Origin of the sequence: Knoellia pratensis (assembly GCF_042666395.1) — a bacterium.
GTDB lineage: Bacteria > Actinomycetota > Actinomycetes > Actinomycetales > Dermatophilaceae > Knoellia > Knoellia pratensis.
The window spans coordinates 283718-304037 of record NZ_JBHTDJ010000004.1 but is presented as its reverse complement, the minus strand read 5'-3'; the positions used below and the strand labels follow the sequence as shown (position 1 = coordinate 304037).

The following is a 20320-nucleotide window of genomic DNA, read 5'->3' as shown; positions in this document are numbered from 1 at the left end:
CTTCGGGGGCGATCGGCGTTGGGCAAAGGGACGAGAGCGTTCGGACGGGGGTCATTCGGCGTTCGCCGTCACGAGGTCGGCCGCCGAACGACCGGCGGCGTCGCCGATCGCGCCGAGCAGGATCGCCGGGTCGGCGAAGAAGTCGTCGAGGTCGACGAACACGACGGGGCTCACCGACGGCAGGCCCTGGACGAGGAACGAGTAGGCGTCGGCGTGCTCGCGGTCCCACATGATCACGCAGCGAGCGCCACGTGCAGACATCCACCCGAGCTCGATGTGGGTTCCGTCGCTGCGGTAGGGCCGGCCGTCCGACATGGGCAGGCAGGCAACGTAGACGTCGCAGTCGCGGGCAAAGGTGAAGTCCCGTGTCGTGACGTGGTCCGGGGTCGGCACGACTCCGTCGCCGTAGTCCTCCGCGACGTGGGCAGACGTGACCTCGTGCCCGGCGTCGCGGAGCACGTCATGGACCCCGTCGAGCAGGGCGCGCAGGCGCAGGTCGAAGTGCGAGGCACCGGGAAGTCGGGCGTACTGGATGGGGCCGCCCACGAAGACGGTCTGGGGCGCACTCATGCCACGGCTCCCGTCGCCTGGCGACCGTCGATCTCGATGACGTAGTTGTCCAGGATGTTCTGCATGCGTTCGATGACCTCGGCCACGTTCTCCCCTTCGACGTGCACGTATCCGCTCGACGCCATGGAAGCGCGCGGCGGGCTCAGTTCTTCGCCCTCGGTGACCTTGATCCGGCCGCCGGTCACACCCTCGAGGGCCTCGAGGTCCGCCCAGTCGGAGACGCGGGTGACCACGCCGTGCCCGGTCGGCAGCAGCAGGTCGCCCACCGACCGATCCCGGGAATAGTCCAGCGTCGGCTCGAGGCCGACATAGGTGTCGAGGATGGAGCGGTGGACGTCCCAGCCATAGGCCCGCCCATGGTTCTCGGGGACCTCGCATCCGGAGATGCGCGCGGCGACCTCTCCCATGACGAACTCACCCTCCTCGGTGACCCAGCACTCGCCGTGGAAGTAGCCGTGGTCGATCTCGAAGGCGTCGACGAGTCGTTGGCACAGCTCCACTTCGTCGACGGGGTGCACTTCTCCACGGGCGAAGGTGATGTTGGCGTTCATCGCCCCGTCGAGGACCTCGAGGATGGGGCGCGGGTTGAGGGAGAGATAGGCAGCCGTCACCCGGCCGTCCAACACGAGAGCACAGAGCTGGAACTCGCGGCCCTGGATGAACTCCTCCACCGTCCAGTCCCGCTCGCTGCGCAGCTCGGGGATGCCCTCGGGTCCCTCGACGCGATAGGTGTCGATGCAGGCGAACGAGTCCGTCGGCTTGACGATGACCGGCCACCCAGTGCGGTCGGCGAAGTCGACCACGTCCTGCGCCGTGCTCACCGAAGCAAACGCTGCACACCGCATACCCAGTTCGGCGTAGCGCTCCTTCATCGCCGGCTTCTTGCGAACCCGCTCCACCTGCAGCGGGCTGAGGTGGGGAAGGCCGACCAGACCGGCAAACGCCTGCGCCTGCGCCTGGAGCGGCTCATGCGGGTTGCAGAAGTACGTCGGGGCCTGGGGCAGACCGGCAGCGAACTCGGTGTAGCGATCGGCGTTTGCGGCGTCGCTCTCCTCCGCCCGAACCTCGAAGCACGGCAGGTGCTCGGTGCGCTCGCGGTAGGTCGGGTCGATCTCACCGGGGAAACGCAGGAGGACGATGTCCACGTCGGTGCGTTCGTACGCCCGGTCCGTGAAGGTGCCCGGTCGCGCGTCGACGACGAGGACGCTGCGACGGTGCTCGGGGCGGCCGTTCGCGGCGGACACTGGACGTGAGTCGAGCAGGGGCTGGGTCATCCGATGATCCTTCTTTCGAGGTCATGCCGTCCGGCGGCGGTGCGAGTGAGGTCGACGACGACGTTGACCCGCTTGAGCCATCGATCGGTGCCGTCGTACCTGGGGGTGAAGGGGCGCCGACCGTGGACGACCTTGCGGTTGTCGAGGAAGACCATGTCTCCGGGCCGCATCGGCACCTCGACGATGCGCTCGTCGAGGTGGGCGCGAACGTGGCGCAGAGCAGCGTGCGCGACGTCGTCATCGGCCGTGTGGACTTCGGTGAAGTCGCGGTCGATGCGCAACAGAGGTGCCTCCCGGTGACCGGACAGGATCGGCGTGGGTCGCAGTCCCGCGCCCGCCTCGCTGTCGTGGGCGTCGTCCGGGTGGGTGATGAAACGCTCCTCGAAGAGCGTCGCTCGGACCGCGGCGGGGAGCTCGTCGACGTCGACGGAGGCGATGGTGGTTGCGGCCGCGCCGGTGTCGCGAAGCCCGAACAGCCCGACATAGTCGGCTCGGTAGTCGCTGAAGGCGTCCTCCGTGTGCCACCCGAGCTCGAGGGCACTCGACGAGCTCACGAGGCTCTCCTCCATCCCGCGAGTGGGGACGATGTCGGTGATGAGTCGCCCGGCCTGCTGGGTGCCCCACCCGATGCACTCCCCCAGGGCGGACGCCACGAGCGCTGCGGTGAAGGCGTGGTGCACCCCCACGGTGCGGGCCTGTGACCAGGACGGAGGGGTCGGCTCGAGCGCCTCGTCGTCGACGGTGAGCCCGCGGACGATCAGCGTCTCTGCGTGGACCGAGGTGCGGAACCGGCGCAGGCCACGGCGCAGTGCCGGTGGGCAGTGCTCGGCGAGCTCACCCAGGTCCTCGTGGAACTGCGGGTCCTCGGTGTTGGCGTACCTCGCGGCACAGTCACGGGCCTGGCTGTGGATCTGCTCCGCGTCGCCGATGCCGAGGTCGAGGACGTGGTGGGCCGAGGGCCCGGCGACACGTGCACCCGACTCGATGTTGGTCGTCGTCGTCATCGGGTTGCCGTCACCTCCTCCGCGTCGGCGGGCGCCGGGATCGCTGCGGCGTTCCAGACCTTGGCCAGGCCGAGGGTGAGGAGGACGGCGACTGCGCCGCACAGGGGCGCCAGCCAGAGTCCGGCCGTGATGCCCTTGGCGGCCACCACCAGGCCGGTCACCTGGGCGCCGATCGCGCTGCCCCCGACGTTGGCGGTCTGCACCCAGGTGAAGGCCTCGGTGATGTAGGCCTTGGGTGCCATGCGCTGGATCAGCTCGTACTCGACGATGCTCAACGGTGCAATGGCCACACCACCGACGGCGAGCGCCGCGATCATGGTCGGGACGTCGCGCGCCAGGATCGGGAGCGCCAGCCCGATGGTTACGAGGCCGAGGGCGATCAGGAACTGCCGGGTGATCGGTGTTGTGGAGGGCTTGCGCCGCCCGAACCAGAGGCCACCGATGACGCTTCCGATCCCCCAGCAACCGAAGAGCAGACCGGCCTGGTCGGCCGAGCCCTCGTTCTCGGCGAACACGGGGATGAGTAGTGAGAACGTCCCGGCCGCTGCTGCGGCGGTGAGCATCACGGCGAGGAGACCGACGAACGCCGGCTTGGACAGCGGTCCGAGGATGTGGCGTCCCCCCTCGCTCTCTTCGGCTCGCCAGGCACGCGAGACCCCGGTCGTGGCCAGGCCCATGGCGCCTGCGGCGGTCATGCAGGACCCGACGATGAGCGCCACCGTGGGCGTGGACACGAGCAGGGCTGCTGACAGACCGATGGGACCCGCGATGACGAAGACCTCACCGAGGACGGCTTCGAGGGCGTAGGCACCTCGTCGTCCGTCTTCACCGAGCGGCAGGGTCCCCCAGAGCGCACGCACACTGGCCGAGGTGGGCGGGATGGTAGCGCCGGCAACAGCCATGAGCGCGACCTGGCCAACCGTCGGAGCGACGGTCAGGCTGAACGTCGCGAGGCTGACCACATGGGTGACGGCAGTGGCGATGAGCGGCACGGCCTGACCCCGCCGATCCATCCACCGGGCCACCAGTGGTCCCGCCACGGCACTACCCACGCTGTATGCCGCGAGGAGACCGCCCGTGGTGACGAGGCTGTCCTTGCGCTCGATGCTCAAGAGGGCAACGGCCAGGGCCGTGAGATAGAGCGGGAGCCGGCCGAGGACGGACCACCCCATGGCGGTGCGTGGCCCGGGTTTCGACAGGAACTGGCGATAGGTGTCGGGGAGCTGCATCAGGGGGTTCCTCCACGGGGGTGGATCGCGAATCGCTGACGGACTGTGACGAGCGAAAGGTCGCTGACGGCATAGGCCGTCGCGTAGTAGGCCTGTGGGGTGACGTCCTCGTGGGCCGCGAGGACGAGCTCGACGGTGGCGCTCTCGCCGCCCCGGATCTTCACCTTGATCGGGGCCGGTGTCGGGTAGGCCTCGCGCATGTAGCGAGGGACGAACATGCCGACGTGGACCACGCGGTCGGTCGGTGACGACAGGGTCAGCTGCCCCGGGATCGCGTCACCTGCGGTGAGGTCGGTGGGCATGGTCACGGACACGTCGGGTGCCCCCGGCGTGCTGAAACGCACGTCGCCACAACGGGGGCAGACCATGGCGGTGGTCACCAACAGGTGTCCGAGTAGCGGGCGTCGCTTCCACTCCACTGCTTCGAGCCCACACATGCACGTCACGTCCGCGACGGTGTCGGGGTCAACTTCGCTCCGGTCGCCGAAGTACTGGGGGAAGTCGAGGATCGGGTCCTCGGGGTCGCGGGCGATGCCCTTGGCGATCCGGAGGTCGAGGGACTGCACGTCTGCGCGCAGCGAGGTCGTGAACTCCGCCCAACGGTCGGCCGTCCCTCTGACGCCGCGGGCCATCTCGGACTCGATCTTGCGGGCGAGCGCGAGCAGACCCTTGTGCATCGGGTGCGATGCCGACAGCAGTCCACTCGACAGCAGGCCCTGCACGGTCGTGCTGAGCTCGGACACACGGGTGGTGTCGGGCAGGTCGAGGGTGGTCGGCGCCACCGGCTCCCCCGGCGTCGGTGGCAGGCCGATGTTGACGAAGGGTGTGAACGGGTGGATGTCAGACATGGCCGGACCGGACGCCACGAGCTCCTGCCGACGCATCGCCGGAAGCCAGGAAGCCAGCTCGGCGTGATCGGCGTCGTGGACCATCGGCGAGACCAAGAGACTCTGGGCGACACCGTCGATCCCGTTGAGCAGCAAGAGGTATTTGGCGCCGTACAGGCGGTTCGGCGCAAAGGTGGCGTTGCAGCAGGAGGCCATGACGACGTGCGAGGCGCGCAGCCGAGCGAGGGAGATGAGCGTGTCATCGGACTTGTAGCAGCCGAGTCCGTAGCCGCACTTGGGACGAACCGTGGTGGCTGCGACGTCCGCAACGGCGTCGTTTCGGCCGCACACGGTGAACTCTCCGAGGTTGATGCTGTCCTCGGTCCCGTGCCCGTGGAAGACCACCTGTCGCCAGGCCTGCCCCAGCAACAGCTGGTCCACGGGCTCCGTCTCGACGTCACGCGAGCCGATCACGACGACGTCGCCCTGGTCCAGTGGAAGGTTGGCGGTTCCACTGACCACGGCGGAACGGACGAGCGTGTCGCGCCGCCGGACCATCTGCTTCGCGAGCAACCACGTGAGCGATGCCGCGTCGCGGCCCGTGATGAGGCGGGCCGTCGCGCCAGTCGCCTGGGCCGTGACGCGCGCCCGGTCGAGGATCCCGTGGTCGAGTTGTGGGTAGGGCGCCACGACGATCAGGTCCCCGACCGGCTCAACGGCATACGCCTCGATGGAGTCGCGGAGCACCTCTACCCGCTTGGCCAGGAGCGCCTCGACGGCAGTGCGAACCTCACCGTCGAGACCCAGGACGACGGCGGTACCGGAGCGCGGCACAGTGCTGTCGAGCTCGTAGAGGTCCTGTGCCGCCGTCAGGCTCTCGAGCAGGTCGGCGCGATCCTCGGTGAGGACCGGAACGGGTGCACCCAGCACGTGGGCGTTCGCCTCACGGAGGAACTCGTCGACGTTGTTGCAGGCGCGCCACAACGGCTGGGCGAGCTGAAGGTCCTGTGTCACGTCGACGCTCCGAGGGCGGTGACGTAGCGCGCGACGAGGTCGTCCTGCTCCCCGTCACTCATCTCCGGGGCCAGTGGCAGCACGAGGCGGCGGGCCAGGTGCGCCCGCGTCGACTCGAACCCGTCGCGGGACACGTGGGTGGCCTCGGGGTCGAGCGACCACGGATAGCCGTCGGCGAACAGCGAAGCCTTGCTCGTGAGCACCGGGTGGTCGGGAAGGAGGTACTTGTCCAGGCTCCACGACGGAAGACCGGCAGCATCGAGCTCCGCCTGGACCTCCGTGCGGGTCCGGGGGTCGTCGAACTCGAGGTGGACCGAGACCTTGGGGTCACCGACGGTGCGGGGCACCACGCTCACCGAGTCGACTCCGGCCAGGGCGTACACCGCGGCAGTGTGATGGCGCTCGAGCCGCTCGAGGATGTGGTCGAGAGCGCGGAACTGCTGGAGCTGGACGGCTGCCACGGCCTCGTTGCTGGTGAGGTTCTCGCCGAAGAACGCACCCTCGTTCCACTGGGGGTACTTGCCCTGCTCCCGGGCCGAACCGTGGTCGGAGTAGCTGCGCATGAGGTCGCGTGCGTGGCTGAAGCGGCTGACGACCAGTCCGCCCTCACCCGAGGTGAGGACCTTGGCGTGGTGGAAGCTGAAGGTGCCCGCGAAGCCCACCGATCCGACGGCCTGACCGTCCGCGTGCCGACCGCCCATGGCCTGGGCCGAGTCCTCAATGACGAACTCGGGGCCCTGCGGAATCGGCGCGACCATGCCGTCCATGTGAGCGACAATGACCCGCTCGGCATCCTCCGGCAGCAGGGACGGGTCGAGAGCGAAGTTGTCGTCGACGTCGACACAGACGGGGATGAGCCCGAGGGAGAGCACTGCACCCGCGACGGCAACGAACGTGACGGCAGGGATGTGGATCCGGCTGCCCGACACCGGTCGGGTGGCGAGCAGGGCCAGACGCAGGGCCTGTGTCCCGTTGGGGCAGGTCAACGCCCCTGCGACGCCGAACCGCTCGGCAGCGTGGGCCTCGAGACGGTCCGAGACGCTGGGGTTCTTGGCGCTGTAGCGGAACAGGACGCGCTCATCGAGGGCCTCGAACAGCTCTGGGCTGTCCTTGGCCGACAGGAACTGGGCCCCATAGGGGTGGCTGCGCAGCATGAAGACACTTTCCGATCGGTGTGATGCATCGGAGCCGCGGGGGCGCAAAAGGGTCAACCACATCCCCCCGGATGAACTACGTCATCGTGGCTCGCCGGGAGCATACATAACTAGCCACTCCGGGCCAGCATCGGCCGCGTGGACCACCCGGTTGCCGACGTCATCAACTCGTGACCCGGATCGAGGGAACCCGTGACCTGCGAGGAGCAGTCTCACCACCAAACACGTTTCGAGCACCGGTTCCGTCCGGAGAAGTGGAGAGCACGATGAGCAAGCAGGTTCTGCGCCCCTCGGGGCTCCGCCGGCGCCGCATCGCCGGCGTCGCCCTCGCCGGCCTCCTGGCGATGGGTGGTCTCAGCGCGTGCGGGGGCAGCGGCGACGACTCCGCCAGCGGTAGCGACGGCGGGATGCCCGCCAGCGGGGAGATCGCGCCACAGGACAAGGCCGGGAAGACCTACGACGGGGACACGGCAGCCAAGTCCGAGTCGGCGAACCAGGCGCGAGCAAGCGTGGGGCAGAAGCTCGTTCGACGCGCCAACCTCCAGCTCAAGGTCGACTCGCTCACGACATCGGCCCAGCGGATCCGCACCATTGCCACGCAGCAGAGCGGAGCGGTGCTGTCCGAGGAGCTCTACGCGGGTGAGAGCGGGCGGGACACGACCGGATCCATCACGATCAGCGTCCCAGCGGCCTCCCTCGACGCGACGATCGCCCTCATCGAGAAGGTGGGAGAGGTGCAGGTCCGCAACAGCTCGAGCGAGGACGTCACGGGGACCTACGTCGACACCGAGGCCCGGGTGAAGTCGATGACCACCAGCGTTGCCCGGATTCGGGAGCTCCTCTCCAAGGCGACCAGCGTGGGTGACCTGATCGCCCTCGAGAACGAGCTGTCGCAGCGACAGGCCGAGCTGGACGCCCTCACCGCTCAGCTCGCCAACCTCAAGGACTCCGTGAGCATGTCGCCGATCTCGATCTCGCTGTCCACGGACGACTTCGAGCCGGTCGCGGCCGGTGGCTTCCTGTCGGGCCTGAAGGCGGGCTGGTCGGCGTTCACCGCGTCCCTGGCGGTCCTCGTCACGGTCGTCGGCGCGGTGCTTCCCTTCGCCGTCGCGATCGGCGTCGTCCTCGCACCCGTCATCTGGTGGATGCGTCGTCGTCGGACCGCCCGCCCCGCATTCGTCGCAGCGATGGCCCAGCCGGCCGGACCTGGACCGATGCCCCCGTCAGCGGGCTGAGTGCTCGTGCACGACCTCGACGATCCTCGTGAGGACGTCGGGGTCGGCGTGCGGCGGGACGCCGTGACCGAGGTTGAAGATGTGCCCCGGAGCGTTGCGGCCCTCGTCGACGATCGCGCGCACCCGCGCTTCGAGCACCTCCCACGGGGCACCCAGGAGAGCCGGGTCGAGATTGCCCTGCACGGCATACCCGTCTCCGATGCGCGCGACGGCGTCGGTGAGTGACACGCGGTAGTCGACACCAACAACCTCGGCCCCGGCCTCGCCCATGAGCTCGAGCAGCTCACCAGTGCCCACCCCGAAGTGGATGCGCGGCACACCGAGGTCGGCGACCGCGGCGAGCGCGGTGGCCGAGTGCTTTTGCACGTATGCCGTGTAGTCGGCTCGCGAGAGCGAGCCGACCCAGGAGTCGAAGAGCTGGATGGCGCTGGCTCCGGCCTCGACCTGGACGCGCAGGAAGGCGCCGGAGATCTGGGCCAGGCGCTCGCAGAGGTCGTTCCACAGCTGCGGGTCGCCGTGCATGAGCGCCTTGGTCTGCTCGTGGGTGCGCGACGGTCCGCCCTCGACGAGGTAGGACGCGAGGGTGAACGGTGCGCCGGCAAAGCCGATGAGCGGGGTCGACCCGAGCTCACTGACGAGTCGCTGGACCGACTCGGTGATGTCGGGGATGGCATCGGGCGTGAGGGCCGGTAGGCGGTCGAGGTCCGCGCGCGTGCGGAACGGTGCCGGCACCACGGGACCCGTGCCGGGAACGATGTCGAGGTCGACGCCCACGGCCGCCAGCGGCACGACGATGTCGGAGAAGAAGATCGCGGCGTCGACGTTGTGGCGTCGCACGGGCTGGAGGGTGATCTCGGTGACGAGGTCTGGGGTGCGGCAGGCCTCGAGCATGACCGTGCCCTCACGCAGCGCGCGGTATTCGGGCAGCGAGCGGCCGGCCTGGCGCATGAACCACACGGGGGTGTGCGGGACGGGCTGGCGGGTGGCGGCAAGGACGAGCGCGCTGTCGGAGATCACCGCGTGATCCTCTCAGAGGGAGATGATGCCGGCGCCAGCGAGGGCGCACACGACGCCGACCTGCTGGATGGTCCGCAGCCTCTCGCCCAGCACGATCCGGGCGAGCAGGATCGTCGCCACCGGGTAGAGCGAGCCGAGCACCGAGGCAATGCTCACCTGACCGCGCGACGAGGCCGTGGCGAAGAGCGCGTTGGCCAGCAGGTCGGCGCAGCCGATGAGGGCCAACGGCAACAGGTGCGCGCGCCCGGCACCGCCCACCGATCGCAGCGCGATCGCCGCCGTCGCAAACACGACGACGGAGGTGAACCTCATCCCCCACAGCGTCATGAGCAGCGAGTCGCGAGAACCCCGGTCGAGCGCGAAGAGCGCCATTCCGAAGCAGACCGCCGCGACGCCCGCAAGGATCACCGGCCGCGGCGAGACGGCGCCGGAGATCTCTGGACCTGAGGCCAGCACGATTCCGACGACAGCGACAACGATCCCGATCCACACCCACGACGAGGGCGTCTCACCCGAGGCCACGCCCAGACCGACGGGCACGAGGACCCCCATGGAGGCGATCGGTGCGACAACGCCCATGGTGCCGCTGGCCAGCGCGGTGTAGAAGGCGACCAAACCTGTGGCGCCGCTGAGCCCAGCCAGCACGGCCCAGCCCACCCAGTTGCCCCACTCCGGCGGGTGGCCGAGCACCCACCGGACGAGGACGACGGCGCAGAGCAGGAGGAACGCCAGGCCCTGCGTGATCCCCACGACCGCCACGGCCGGCAGCCGCTTGGCCATGAGGCCACCGAAGAAGTCCGAGGTCCCCCATACGGCCGACGACGCGAGGGCAAGGAGTGAGAGCACCCACGCAGCCTAGGAGCGCGCGCCCGCCAGTGGGTTGGCGATCCGACCGGCGAACGCCAGAGCACCGACGGGATCCGCCAGGTCGACCATCTGCTGGTTGTTGCGCAGCTGCAACCGGTTGAGGCAGGAGAGGTCGAAATCGGCCGCGCGCAGGTCGAGCGCCTCGAGCCTCGAGGAGAGCTCGGGGTGCGTGTCCTCGTAGTCCCGGAGCACGTCTCGTGCAATCGCCCAGAAGTCCTCCGCGTCAATCGTCCCGGCCTCGTCGAGCACGCCAGCGAGGAAGCGGAGGAAGCAGTCGACGACATCGGTGAGGATCGACAGCGCCTGCATCGACGGTTCGACCGCGACCCGCACGCGCTCCACGGCCGCAGGGAGCGCGACCTCCGTGTCGAAGATCGCGACCTCCTCGCCGATGTCCTTCATGATGACGCGCGCGACGACGCCGTCCTTGAGCAGGAGGATGAGGTTCTCGCCGTGGGGCATGAAGGCGAGCTGGTGGGCGACGAGGCAGTGGGTCACCGGCACGAGGTAGGCCTCGAGGTAGCGACGCACCCACTCCTCCGGGGTGAGTCCACTGGTCTCGACGAGGGCTGCGGCGAAGGACTCCCCCACCTCGTCGACGTGCAACAGGCTGGCCATCGTCGCCAGCGTCTCCCCGTCACGCAGCAGAGGCACGGGACTCTCGCGCCACAGGCCGGCGAGCATCTTGAGGTGCGGGTCACCCTTCTCGGCGACGGCGTCGTAGGTGGGGCTGCGATAGCCGACCGACGCGTGCTCGCGCAGCACGTCGAACCCGCTGCCTCGCAGCGTCTCGTCGCCGCGCACCAGTTCGGCGACGTGGTCGTTGATCGCCGGGGTGACTTCCATGTATGCCGCGGAGAGACCGCGCAGGAAGCCCATGTTGAGGACGGACAACGCCGTCTTGACGTAGCTGCGCTCCGGCGCCGAGGTGTTGAAGAACGTGCGGATCGACTGCTGAGGTCGGTGCACGTCGTCGCCGTGACCGAGCAGGACCAGGTCACCCCGGACGAGGTCGGCGGCAAAGGTCGTCGTCACCCGGTTGTCCCACTGCCACGGGTGCACCGGCAGCAGGTGGACGTCCTCGAGCGACATTCCGCGCTCCCCGAGGACGGCCTCGAAGCGGGTGCGGGTCTCGTCGGAGAACTCCTGCGCCAGCAGACGATCACGCGTCATGCCCGCACCCACGGCGAAGGTGACGCGCTCGCGCCGGGCGGCCAGCCAGACGAGCCTCACGTCAGGCGCCGCCTCGGGGGCGTAGCGCTCGTACTCGCTCGCATCGAAGCCGATCCGTCCCGAGTTGGCGACGAAGCAGGGGTGCCCCTCACGCATCGACGACTCGATGAGCTGGAAGTCGGCACCGACGAGTTCGCTGCTCTTCGGCTGGGGGACGGACCAGCGATAGGCCTGCGCACTGAGCGTTGCCGACACCTCCTCGAGGAGCAGCGGCAGGACCTTGGGGCCGAGGTCGAGGTCGGCGCGCAGGTCGACGAACAGCTCGAGCGCATCGAGTTCTCGCACCTCGCCGTCGACCGTCCTCATGATCGAGTCGGGCGCGATGAGCCAGTGGTCGAGTGGAAGGAGACGTGCCGAGAACTCGTATGCCGCACCGGAACTCGAGCGGACGGCATACCTTCCGCGTCCGAGGGCAATGGGCTCGAGCATGCGTTCGTGGGCGAACTCGGCCAACGCCTTGCGGACGAGCCAGCGGGTCGCACGGGCCCAGTGTTCGGGCTTCAGGTGCTGGGGCGAATGGGGTGCAGTGTTCATGCGGCGGCTCCTCGGCGGGCAGCGGATGCGGCGTGGTCGGCTCGGGTGCAAAAGCTCAGGAGAGCGTCCTTGCCGGGCAGGGACACGCGTGAGTGGACCGCGAAGCCGGCCCACTCGTTGAGGGCGTGGACGGCGCGGTTGTCGGCATCGGGTTCCACGACGACGCGCTGGACCGCGGGGTCCTCGAAGAGCCAGCGCATGATCATGGCGAACACCTCACGGGTGAACCCGGGCACCGGAGCGTCGGTCGGGGCGACGAGCACGTGCATCCCGACGTCACCCGGCTGCACGGAGTAGGCATCCCCCACGGGATCACCCGCCGGGTCGTAACGCTCGACGAGGAACACCGCTTCACCGTTGGCCATGCCGATGAACGCCTCGTGAGATGGGTTTACGTCGATCTCGACATAGGCGCTCTCGACTGCCGCCACATCGGAGTCGGCCATCTGCCAGAAGTGCCCCTTGGGGTGGGTCACCCAGGCGTGCAGGGTCGGTGCGTCCGCGACCGGGTCGACCGGGCGCAGCGTGAAGGTCGTCATACCGACACGTCCTGTCGGAGCGGCGCGACCTCGGGCAGGCCGAACTCCTGGTGCGCGATGCGTGTCTCGATCGGGTAGACCGCGCGGCCCGTGATCCCACGAACGATGAAGGAGTTCCGGTATGCCGCCATCCCGAGGTCCGGGGCGGCGAACCCGTGTGTGTGGAGCTCGGCGTTCTGGACCCAGATGGGCGGACCATCGACGTCGACCCGGTAGTCGCGGGTCACGTCGAAGCGGCCTCGCTCGTCCCAGCGGATGCGATCGGCGACGGGCGCAAGGAAGGCCGGGACCTCGTGCTTGTAGCCGGTGGCGAGGACGAGTCCGTCGGTCTCGATGTCGCGCTCCTCACCGGTGTCGGCGTGCTTCACCGTGAGCCGGTAGGTACCATCCGTCTCCTGGATCGAGCCCGTCACAGCGGTATTCGTGAAGAGGCGGGCGTTGGGTGGCCCATCGACACCCGCGGCATAGAGGGCGTCGTAGATGTCGTCCACGAGGTCACCCGAGATGCCCTTGTAGAGCTGGGCCTGTGAGGCGATGAGGGCTTCTCGACGCTCCGGCGGGAGGGCGTGAATGTGGTCGACGTACTCCGGGGAGGTCATCTCGAGGGTGAGCTTGGTGTATTCGAGCGGGAAGAACCGCGGCGACCTCGTCAGCCAGATGATCTCGCGCTCGCGACCGTCGTCGGTCGCGAGCAGGTCCTGGAAGATCTCGGCCGCGCTCTGGCCGCTGCCCACGACGACGACGCGACGGCACTCGAGCAACTGCGGCTTGCGCCGGAGGTAGGTCGAGTTGTGCACCTCGGCCGGCAGGCCGGCACAGCTGTCCGGGACGTGCGGCGGAGTGCCGGTCCCCACGACGAGCGAGCGGGCGGCATACGTCTCCTCGCCGTCAGGAGTCGACGCCCGCACGACATAGGCGAGCCGGTCCTCGTCGAACGTCACCGAGATGACCCGACGCGAGAGGCGGACGCTCTCGAGCCGCTGCGACACCCACCGGCAGTAGGCGTCGAACTCACGGCGCAGCGGATAGAACGACTCGCGGATGTAGAACGGGTAGAGGCGACCCGTCTCCTTGAGGTGCTGGAGGAACGAGTGACGCGACGTGGGGTCCGCCATCGTCACGAGGTCCGACATGAAGGGCGTCTGCAGCCGGCTGTCGGGCAGCAGCATGCCCGGGTGCCAGGCGATCTCGTCGCGCGCCTCGAGGAACACCTCGTCCACGTCGTCGATGGGGTCGAGGAGGGCAGCGAGGCCGAGGTTGAAGGGGCCGAGACCGATTCCGATGACGTCGTGCATCAGGCGACCTCCCTGCCCGTGACGACGAACTCCGGTGCGGCATCGAAGGCCCGCTCGGCATGGTCGGCGAGGAGGTCGACGACCTCGAGGACCTGGGCGAGGGTCGTCTCGGGGTTGAGGAGGGTGAACTTGAGCCACGTGCGGCCGTCGATCTTCGTCGAGGCAACGACGGCCTCCCCGCTGGAGAAGACCGCCTCGCGGGCGCCGGTGTTGGCGGCATCGACCCGAGGATCGACAGCCCCCAGGGTCTCGTGGGTGGTGGGGATCCAGCGGAAGACGACGGTGCTGAGCACGGGGTCGACCGCCACCCGGAAGCGCGGGTCGAGCCGGAGGTGACGCGCGGTCGCTGAAGCGAGGTTGATGACGGTGTCGAAGAGCTCACCGACCCGGTCCGGGCCCATGGCGCGCAACGTGAACCACAGCTTGAGCGCGTCGAAGCGTCGAGTCGTCTGCAGGCTCTTGTCGACCTGGTCCTCGATGCCGCGTCGGTCGGCGTGCTCGACCGGGTTGAGGTAGTCGGCCCGGATCGTGACATGGCCCAGCGTGGTGCGGTCCCGCACGAGCACCGCACTGGAGCTCACCGGCTGGAAGAACGACTTGTGGAAGTCGACCGTCACCGAGTCGGCGCGCTCGATCCCCGAGAGCAACGCGCGGCGCCGGGACACCAGGAGCCCGCACCCGTACGCCGCGTCGACGTGCATCCAGAGGTCGTGGGCGAGAGCGACGTCGGCGATCTCGGTGAGCGGGTCGATGCTGCCGAAGTCCGTCGTTCCAGCGGTGGCGACGACGGCGCACGGAAGGTTGCCGACGCGGCGCTCCTCGGACACCGCCGCCACGAGCGCGTCGACACACATGCGTTCGGAGTCGTCGGTGTGGACGGCGATGACCGCCTCCGGCGCGAGCCCGAGGAGTTGGGCGGCACGCTGCACACTGAAATGGCCAGAGGCCGACGCGAAGATCCGCAACCGGCCCAGGGCCTCGGCGCGAGGGATCTCGGCGTGAGCCCTGAGGGCCTCGTCGCGGGCGAGCAGGAGCGCCTGCAGGTTCGACTGGGTGCCGCCACTCGTGAAGATGCCGTCGGCATCGGGCCCGAGGCCGATCCGCTCGGTGGTCCAGTCCACGAGGCGACGTTCGATGAGCGTGGCGCCCGCGCTCTGGTCCCACGTGTCGAGCGAGGAGTTCACGGCGGTCAGCATCGCTTCGGCCGCCACGGCGGGGACGGCGACCGGACAGTTGAGGTGGGCGAGGTAGCGCGGGTGGTGGAAGTAGACGGCATCGCGCAGGTAGAGGTCTCGCACCTCGTCGAGCACGGCGGGCATGCCGCTCATCGGGACGTCGAGATCAATCGCGGCCACGGCGCGCCCCAGGGGCCCGGGCGTGGCACCACTGAACGGCGCTGGCGCTCCGGCGATCGCTTCGGCAGCAAGACGTGCGGTGGCGGCGACCGCGTCGGCGCAGGCCTCGGCGGTGCGTGCGGTGAGCAGGGACGTGGCGGGTGACGACTCATCTATGGTCATGTAGGTGAGCCTAACCTTAGTTAGGACGACCTAAGCAAGCCGGTGCATGGTGGCCACGGCGTCACCACCTCCGGCGTGGCCTCGACGCGAACCCATGCACCCGGCATACCCTCATCAGGTGGCAACCCGCTCTCTTCCTGGCCGCGAGTCTCCGCAGTTCACCGAGGCTCTCGAGGCACTCAGGCACGTCCGGTTGCGTCCCGAGGTCCGGATCACCGAGGTGCCTGCACCGCAACGGATCGCTCCGTATGCCGTGGCGCTCACCGCCGATGTGCTCGGCTCCGCCGCAGACGACGAGGACGAGCTGGCCTCGGGTCGCTTCGTTCTTCTCCACGACCCGTCGGCACCCGAGCCGTGGGGCGGCGAGTGGCGGGTCGTGACCTTCGCCCGTGCCGAGCTCGAACCCGAGCTGGCCGCCGACCCGCTTCTGGGTGAAGTGGGCTGGTCCTGGCTCGTCGACGCCCTCGGCAACCGCGACGTCGAAGCAATCAACGAAGCCGGCACCGTCACCCGCGTCGTCAGCCAGAGCTTCGCCGGCCTGGCCGATCGTCCGGCCAGCGTCGAGATGGAGGTGCGCGCGTCGTGGACCCCCGTCGGACCCGATGCCGGACTGCACCTCCTCGCCTGGTCCGACCTGCTCTGCACCATCGCCGGGCTCCCTCCCCTGCCCGAGGGCGTCGTCGCCCTGCCCGGGCCCCGCCGCTGACATGACCGACGCTCCTTCCGCCTCGTCTGCCTCCACCGAGGACGCCGACATCGCTCCGGACATCGAACCGGCCCAGCCGCCTCCCACGCCGCTCAACGAGCCCGCCGACGGCACTCCCGACGTCGTCGAGTCCGAGCGTCGACTCACCGAGGCAGCCGCGGCGATCGCCGCCGGCGAGGGACCGGTCGCGGTCGACGCCGAGCGGGCCTCTGGTTATCGCTACGGCCAGCGCGCCTATCTCATCCAGGTGCGCCGTGAGGGCTCCGGAACCTGGCTCATCGACCCGATCGCCTGCCCGGACCTCTCCCCCCTCAACGACGCCATCGGTCGCGCCGAGTGGATCCTGCACGCTGCGACCCAGGACCTTGCCTGCCTTGCGGAGGTGGGGCTGCGCCCGGTCCAGCTCTTCGACACCGAGCTCGGCGCCCGCCTGCTGGGCCTCCCGCGCGTTGGACTCGCAGCCGTTGTCGAGCACTACCTCGGCCTCGCCCTGGCCAAGGAACACTCGGCCGTGGACTGGTCGACGCGCCCCCTGCCCGAGCCGTGGTTGCGCTATGCAGCGCTCGACGTCGAGGTGCTCACCGAGCTGCGCAACCTCATGGGCGTCGACCTCGCGCGCCAGGACAAGTCCGAGTGGGCCCGCCAGGAGTTCGAGGCGCTACTCACCTGGGAGCCCACCGAGCGGGTCGACCCGTGGCGTCGCACCAGCGGACTCAACACGATCCGCAGCCGTCGCGGCGTCGCCGTCGTGCGCGAGCTCTGGTACGCCCGCGACGACATCGCCCGCGACCGGGACACCTCACCCGGACGGATCCTGCCCGACGCCGGCCTCATCGCCATCGCGGTCGAGGCACCGACGGTGCCGGCCGACCTCCCGAGCGGGCACCGGGCCATCTCGCGCTACGGCCGTCAGTGGGTGGCCGCGGTCAAGCGCGCCAACGCCGTCGACGAGGCAGACCTACCGCCCCGCACGATCCGCTCCGACGGTCCGCCGCCTGCACGTTCCTGGGCCGACAAGGACCCGATCGCCGCGGAACGGTTGGCGGCCACGCGAGCCGAGCTCACGGCATACGCCGAAGAACGTGAGATCCCGATCGAGAACGTCATCTCGCCAGACCCGCTGCGTCGTGCCGTCTGGCGCCCGCCGACGGAGCGTGACGAGGCCGGGTTCACCGATGCGCTCCACGACTACGGCGTGCGGCAGTGGCAGGCAGAGATCGTGGCGCCGATGCTGGCCCGGGCCTTCGCGGCCCACCCCGACGCCAGCTGACAGCCCTCGGGCCCCTCTTTACTCGGCAACCTGCGCGCTCACCCCGGCCGACCCCTTGCCTGCCCGGCGCGAACGGACAAACGCCACTCGATCACGCACCGACCCGATCCGCTCCAGTGGCAGGAAGGCGAGCAGGCAGACCGCCAACGGCAGGAAGTGGATCTTGAGCATGAGGTAGGTGCTCAGGTGGAAGCCCGCCCAGAACAGCAGTGCAACCTGGAGCGCCCTCCCCCGCAGCCACAGCATGACCGGCGCGCAGAACTCGGCGACGAGGACGATCCACTGGAGCGCGTGGGTCAGTGCTGGGTGTGACCCGACCCAGGGTCCGATGCCGTTGGGTCGGCGCGTGAGCGCCCAGATGAGGGTCGCCCCGTTGGCCCAGCCCCACCCGCCGAAGCGCATCTTGGCCCAGGCCGACAACGCATAGACGCAGACGGCGCCGATCTCGATCATGCGGATGGCCCAGCCCGCGGACTCCGAGCGAACATCCACATCGCGGGTGCTGGCTCGGCCCAGGGAGGGCAGCACGAACAGGGCCACGATGAGCGCGAAGTGGTCGTGGTCGACCTTGGAGTAGGCGAAGGCGTTGCTCACCCAGTCGAGCATTCCGACCGCGCAGACCAGCCCGGCCAACCGTGGCAAGCGCCCGAACGCCGCACACAATGAGCTGATGAGGATGAGCGCCAGGAGCACCCGGACATAGGTGGGAGACGGCGCCGGCATCCCGAGCAGGGACCGGACGCTGAGCCCTCGGTAGAGACTCGCCGGGATGTCACCGTGCGGAAGGGGATCGGTGACGATCCACAAGACGTCCAGCCACACGAACGCGTAGATGAACCGTCGCAGCCACGCCACTCGGGCGAGGGGCAGCGATGGGGCGAAGAAGGCGCGCACCGACCTCATCGTGCGTCCTGCGAGATGCCGCTCGGCGCGGGATCGGCGGGGTCGACGACGTCCCACGACACGAGGGTCTTGACCGTCGTGGTGCCCGTCCGGATGTCTCGCTGGGTGTTCTGCAACCAGATGGTGCGATAGGCGGGCTCGTGGCCGAGCCGGCGGCGGTGGAGCACCGCAACGTCCTGGAGCAGGCCCGGATTGTTGATGATGCGCGGAGCCTGCCCCTCGACCTCGGCGCGCTCGATGCCGATCTTCTCCTTGGACAACGGCACCCGAACCTCCTCGCCGTCCACCGTGAGTGCCCCCATGGTCAGTGAGTTGATGACGCCGTCGTTCTTCACCGAGAAGGCGTACTGCGACATGGGCGAGAACGGCCACCACCCGTCGTTGCCGATGAAGCTGCCCAGAGCGACGATGACGACGACCGCCACGCTCACGACCAACCGCCAGCACACGGCATACCAAGGAAGAGTTTCACGCGTCGGGGCCCCTGTCATAGCGCCATGGTGGCAGACGTCAGGGGCTCTTCCGGGGACCCTGCGCGTGGCGCGCAGAGTTGCGTTATCTCATATCTGACATACGCTATTCGGCATGACTGAGTCCAGCTACCTCACCCGGATCGGCACCCTCATCAGGGATGCACGACGCCATCAGGGCCTGACCCAGAACGAGCTCGCGGACAAGCTCGGCACGAGTCAGAGCGCCGTTGCCCGCATAGAACAGGGCCGTCAGAACCTCAGCCTCGAGATGCTCGCCCGCGTCGGCGAAACGCTCGGCAGCGAGTTCGTCTCCCTCGGCCACAGCGGCCCCCAGCATCTCCGGATCGTCGGCGGCGCCAAGCTGTCCGGCTCGATCCCGGTCAAGACGTCCAAGAACGCCGCCGTCGGCCTCCTGTGCGCCGCCCTGCTCAACAAGGGCCGCACGACGCTGCGCAACCTCGCGCGCATCGAGGAGGTCAACCGCATCATCGAGGTCCTCACCTCCATGGGTGTCAAGGTGCGTTGGCTCCCCGACAGCAGCGACCTCGAGATCATTCCGCCGGCAACGCTCGACCTCGACGCCATCGACGTCGCGGCTGCACGCCGCACGCGCACGGTGATCATGTTCCTCGGCCCGCTGCTCCACCAGTTCGACGCGTTCTCGCTGCCCTACGCCGGTGGCTGCGACCTCGGCACGCGCACCGTCGAGCCGCACCTCACCACCTTGAAGTCGTTCGGTCTCGATGTCGCGGCGACGCACGGTTTCTATGAGGCCAAGGTTGACAAGACCACGCGCCCCGAGAAGCCCATCGTGCTCACCGAGCGTGGCGACACGGTCACCGAGAACGTCCTCTTTGCCGCCGCCCTGCACCCGGGCACGACGGTCATCCGCAACGCGTCCTCGAACTACATGGTCCAGGACGTCTGCTTCTTCCTCGAGCGCCTCGGCGTCCAGATCGACGGCATCGGCACGACGACCCTCACGGTCACCGGCTGCGAGTCGATCGACGTCGACGTCGACTACTCCCCCAGCGAGGACCCAATCGAGGCCATGAGCCTCATCGCAGCGGCCGTCGTCACGGAGTCCTCGATCACCATCGAGCGTGCGCCGATCGAGTTCCTCGAGATCGAGCTCGCGACCCTGGACGGCATGGGCCTGCGGTACGAGCTGTCCGACGAGTACGTCGCCAAGAACGGTCACACCCGCCTCGCCGACATCACCATCCTGCCGAGCCAGCTCACGGCCCCGATCGACAAGATCGCCCCGATGCCGTTCCCGGGCCTCAACATCGACAACCTGCCGTTCTTCGCGCTCATCGCGGCCTGCGCCGAGGGCACCACGATGATCCACGACTGGGTCTACGAGAACCGCGCCATCTATCTCACCGAGCTGACCAAGGTCGGCGCCCAGGTGCAGCTGCTCGACCCGCACCGCGTCATGATCACCGGTCGCACCGCCAAGTGGCGTCCGGCCGAGGTCATGTGTCCACCGGCGCTGCGACCCGGTGTGGTCGTGCTCCTCGCGATGCTCGCGGCCAACGGCACGTCGGTGCTGCGCAACGTCTACGTGATCAACCGCGGCTACGAGGACCTCGCCGAGCGGCTCAACGCCCTCGGCGCCACCATCGAGATCTTCCGCGACATCTGATCATCGACATC

18 protein-coding genes are annotated in these 20320 nt (G+C 69.0%); 4 read left to right on the top strand and 14 right to left on the bottom strand.

Annotated elements, in window-relative coordinates; genetic code table 11:
- Positions 1-51: 51 nt before the first annotated feature.
- The 6 genes from ACFQRE_RS17575 to ACFQRE_RS17550 are packed head-to-tail and all read right to left on the bottom strand — an operon-like array spanning position 52 to position 7072.
- Positions 52-570, bottom strand: a complete 519-nt coding sequence (locus ACFQRE_RS17575) for a hypothetical protein (protein WP_380124925.1) — start codon at positions 568-570, stop codon at positions 52-54.
- Positions 567-1844 (bottom strand): ATP-grasp domain-containing protein, encoded by a 1278-nt coding sequence (locus ACFQRE_RS17570; RefSeq protein WP_380124923.1) that lies wholly within the window; start codon positions 1842-1844, stop codon positions 567-569. The genes ACFQRE_RS17575 and ACFQRE_RS17570 overlap by 4 nt, the downstream gene beginning before the upstream one ends.
- Positions 1841-2848 carry a TauD/TfdA family dioxygenase gene (locus ACFQRE_RS17565; RefSeq protein WP_380124921.1) on the bottom strand — a complete coding sequence of 336 codons (1008 nt, stop codon included), beginning with the start codon at positions 2846-2848 and terminating at the stop codon, positions 1841-1843. The genes ACFQRE_RS17570 and ACFQRE_RS17565 overlap by 4 nt, the downstream gene beginning before the upstream one ends.
- Positions 2845-4077, bottom strand: coding sequence for a hypothetical protein (locus ACFQRE_RS17560; protein WP_380124919.1), 1233 nt, complete (start codon positions 4075-4077; stop codon positions 2845-2847). The genes ACFQRE_RS17565 and ACFQRE_RS17560 overlap by 4 nt, the downstream gene beginning before the upstream one ends.
- Positions 4077-5918, bottom strand: coding sequence for a hypothetical protein (locus ACFQRE_RS17555; protein WP_380124917.1), 1842 nt, complete (start codon positions 5916-5918; stop codon positions 4077-4079). Before ACFQRE_RS17555 ends, ACFQRE_RS17560 begins: the two co-directional genes overlap by 1 nt.
- Positions 5915-7072 carry a DegT/DnrJ/EryC1/StrS family aminotransferase gene (locus ACFQRE_RS17550; RefSeq protein ID WP_380124915.1) on the bottom strand — a complete coding sequence of 386 codons (1158 nt, stop codon included), beginning with the start codon at positions 7070-7072 and terminating at the stop codon, positions 5915-5917. The genes ACFQRE_RS17555 and ACFQRE_RS17550 overlap by 4 nt, the downstream gene beginning before the upstream one ends.
- Before the next feature lie 266 nt (positions 7073-7338).
- Here ACFQRE_RS17550 and ACFQRE_RS17545 point away from each other — a divergent pair, with 266 nt between their 5' ends.
- Entirely contained in the window at positions 7339-8307 is a 969-nt protein-coding gene (locus tag ACFQRE_RS17545; protein ID WP_380124912.1) for a DUF4349 domain-containing protein, read from the top strand.
- Here the strand turns inward: ACFQRE_RS17545 and hemE are convergent.
- From hemE to ACFQRE_RS17515, 6 genes are read right to left on the bottom strand one after another with little or no spacing between them, the layout of a single operon-like run.
- Positions 8296-9324: a uroporphyrinogen decarboxylase gene (gene hemE / locus ACFQRE_RS17540; RefSeq protein ID WP_380124910.1), complete on the bottom strand. Its 1029-nt coding sequence runs from the start codon at positions 9322-9324 to the stop codon at positions 8296-8298. The two genes, ACFQRE_RS17545 and hemE, sit on opposite strands and share 12 nt — an antisense overlap.
- 12 nt (positions 9325-9336) lie before the next feature.
- On the bottom strand, positions 9337-10170 hold the full coding sequence (locus tag ACFQRE_RS17535; RefSeq protein ID WP_380124908.1) for a DMT family transporter: 834 nt from the start codon (positions 10168-10170) through the stop codon (positions 9337-9339).
- A 9-nt stretch (positions 10171-10179) separates the two neighbouring features.
- On the bottom strand, positions 10180-11958 hold the full coding sequence (locus tag ACFQRE_RS17530) for an IucA/IucC family protein (RefSeq protein ID WP_380124906.1): 1779 nt from the start codon (positions 11956-11958) through the stop codon (positions 10180-10182).
- A complete protein-coding gene (locus ACFQRE_RS17525) occupies positions 11955-12497 on the bottom strand; it encodes a GNAT family N-acetyltransferase (RefSeq protein ID WP_380124904.1) in 543 nt (180 codons plus the stop codon). The genes ACFQRE_RS17530 and ACFQRE_RS17525 overlap by 4 nt, the downstream gene beginning before the upstream one ends.
- Positions 12494-13792: a lysine N(6)-hydroxylase/L-ornithine N(5)-oxygenase family protein gene (locus tag ACFQRE_RS17520; protein ID WP_380124902.1), complete on the bottom strand. Its 1299-nt coding sequence runs from the start codon at positions 13790-13792 to the stop codon at positions 12494-12496. The genes ACFQRE_RS17525 and ACFQRE_RS17520 overlap by 4 nt, the downstream gene beginning before the upstream one ends.
- Positions 13792-15309, bottom strand: coding sequence for a pyridoxal phosphate-dependent decarboxylase family protein (locus ACFQRE_RS17515; protein WP_380124900.1), 1518 nt, complete (start codon positions 15307-15309; stop codon positions 13792-13794). The genes ACFQRE_RS17520 and ACFQRE_RS17515 overlap by 1 nt, the downstream gene beginning before the upstream one ends.
- A gap of 118 nt (positions 15310-15427) precedes the next feature.
- Between ACFQRE_RS17515 and ACFQRE_RS17510 the strand changes: the two genes are divergently transcribed.
- Both ACFQRE_RS17510 and ACFQRE_RS17505 read left to right on the top strand, forming a co-directional pair.
- Positions 15428-16015 carry a DUF3000 domain-containing protein gene (locus ACFQRE_RS17510; protein WP_380124898.1) on the top strand — a complete coding sequence of 196 codons (588 nt, stop codon included), beginning with the start codon at positions 15428-15430 and terminating at the stop codon, positions 16013-16015.
- Between the two features lies 1 nt (position 16016).
- Complete coding sequence (locus ACFQRE_RS17505; RefSeq protein ID WP_380124896.1) at positions 16017-17285, top strand: HRDC domain-containing protein; 1269 nt, start codon at positions 16017-16019, stop codon at positions 17283-17285.
- 18 nt (positions 17286-17303) lie between these two features.
- Here ACFQRE_RS17505 and ACFQRE_RS17500 read toward each other — a convergent pair whose 3' ends face one another.
- Together ACFQRE_RS17500 and ACFQRE_RS17495 are read right to left on the bottom strand one after the other, a co-directional pair.
- Positions 17304-18188 carry a hypothetical protein gene (locus tag ACFQRE_RS17500; protein WP_380124894.1) on the bottom strand — a complete coding sequence of 295 codons (885 nt, stop codon included), beginning with the start codon at positions 18186-18188 and terminating at the stop codon, positions 17304-17306.
- Positions 18185-18679, bottom strand: coding sequence for a hypothetical protein (locus tag ACFQRE_RS17495; RefSeq protein ID WP_380124892.1), 495 nt, complete (start codon positions 18677-18679; stop codon positions 18185-18187). The genes ACFQRE_RS17500 and ACFQRE_RS17495 overlap by 4 nt, the downstream gene beginning before the upstream one ends.
- A gap of 94 nt (positions 18680-18773) precedes the next feature.
- Between ACFQRE_RS17495 and ACFQRE_RS17490 the strand changes: the two genes are divergently transcribed.
- Entirely contained in the window at positions 18774-20309 is a 1536-nt protein-coding gene (locus tag ACFQRE_RS17490) for a helix-turn-helix domain-containing protein (protein WP_380124890.1), read from the top strand.
- Positions 20310-20320: the final 11 nt, after the last annotated feature.

What these genes read in the sequence shown, in the direction of transcription:
- ACFQRE_RS17575 (WP_380124925.1), bottom strand. Translation starts at nt 570, where the DNA reads ATGAGTGCGCCCCAGACCGTCTTCGTGGGCGGCCCCATCCAGTACGCC.
- ACFQRE_RS17500 (WP_380124894.1), bottom strand. Translation starts at nt 18,188, where the DNA reads ATGAGGTCGGTGCGCGCCTTCTTCGCCCCATCGCTGCCCCTCGCCCGA.
- ACFQRE_RS17545 (WP_380124912.1), top strand. Translation starts at nt 7,339, where the DNA reads ATGAGCAAGCAGGTTCTGCGCCCCTCGGGGCTCCGCCGGCGCCGCATC.
- ACFQRE_RS17530 (WP_380124906.1), bottom strand. Translation starts at nt 11,958, where the DNA reads ATGAACACTGCACCCCATTCGCCCCAGCACCTGAAGCCCGAACACTGG.
- ACFQRE_RS17520 (WP_380124902.1), bottom strand. Translation starts at nt 13,792, where the DNA reads ATGCACGACGTCATCGGAATCGGTCTCGGCCCCTTCAACCTCGGCCTC.
- ACFQRE_RS17570 (WP_380124923.1), bottom strand. Translation starts at nt 1,844, where the DNA reads ATGACCCAGCCCCTGCTCGACTCACGTCCAGTGTCCGCCGCGAACGGC.
- ACFQRE_RS17565 (WP_380124921.1), bottom strand. Translation starts at nt 2,848, where the DNA reads ATGACGACGACGACCAACATCGAGTCGGGTGCACGTGTCGCCGGGCCC.
- ACFQRE_RS17515 (WP_380124900.1), bottom strand. Translation starts at nt 15,309, where the DNA reads ATGACCATAGATGAGTCGTCACCCGCCACGTCCCTGCTCACCGCACGC.
- ACFQRE_RS17495 (WP_380124892.1), bottom strand. Translation starts at nt 18,679, where the DNA reads ATGACAGGGGCCCCGACGCGTGAAACTCTTCCTTGGTATGCCGTGTGC.
- ACFQRE_RS17550 (WP_380124915.1), bottom strand. Translation starts at nt 7,072, where the DNA reads ATGCTGCGCAGCCACCCCTATGGGGCCCAGTTCCTGTCGGCCAAGGAC.
- ACFQRE_RS17490 (WP_380124890.1), top strand. Translation starts at nt 18,774, where the DNA reads ATGACTGAGTCCAGCTACCTCACCCGGATCGGCACCCTCATCAGGGAT.
- ACFQRE_RS17560 (WP_380124919.1), bottom strand. Translation starts at nt 4,077, where the DNA reads ATGCAGCTCCCCGACACCTATCGCCAGTTCCTGTCGAAACCCGGGCCA.
- ACFQRE_RS17505 (WP_380124896.1), top strand. Translation starts at nt 16,017, where the DNA reads ATGACCGACGCTCCTTCCGCCTCGTCTGCCTCCACCGAGGACGCCGAC.
- ACFQRE_RS17525 (WP_380124904.1), bottom strand. Translation starts at nt 12,497, where the DNA reads ATGACGACCTTCACGCTGCGCCCGGTCGACCCGGTCGCGGACGCACCG.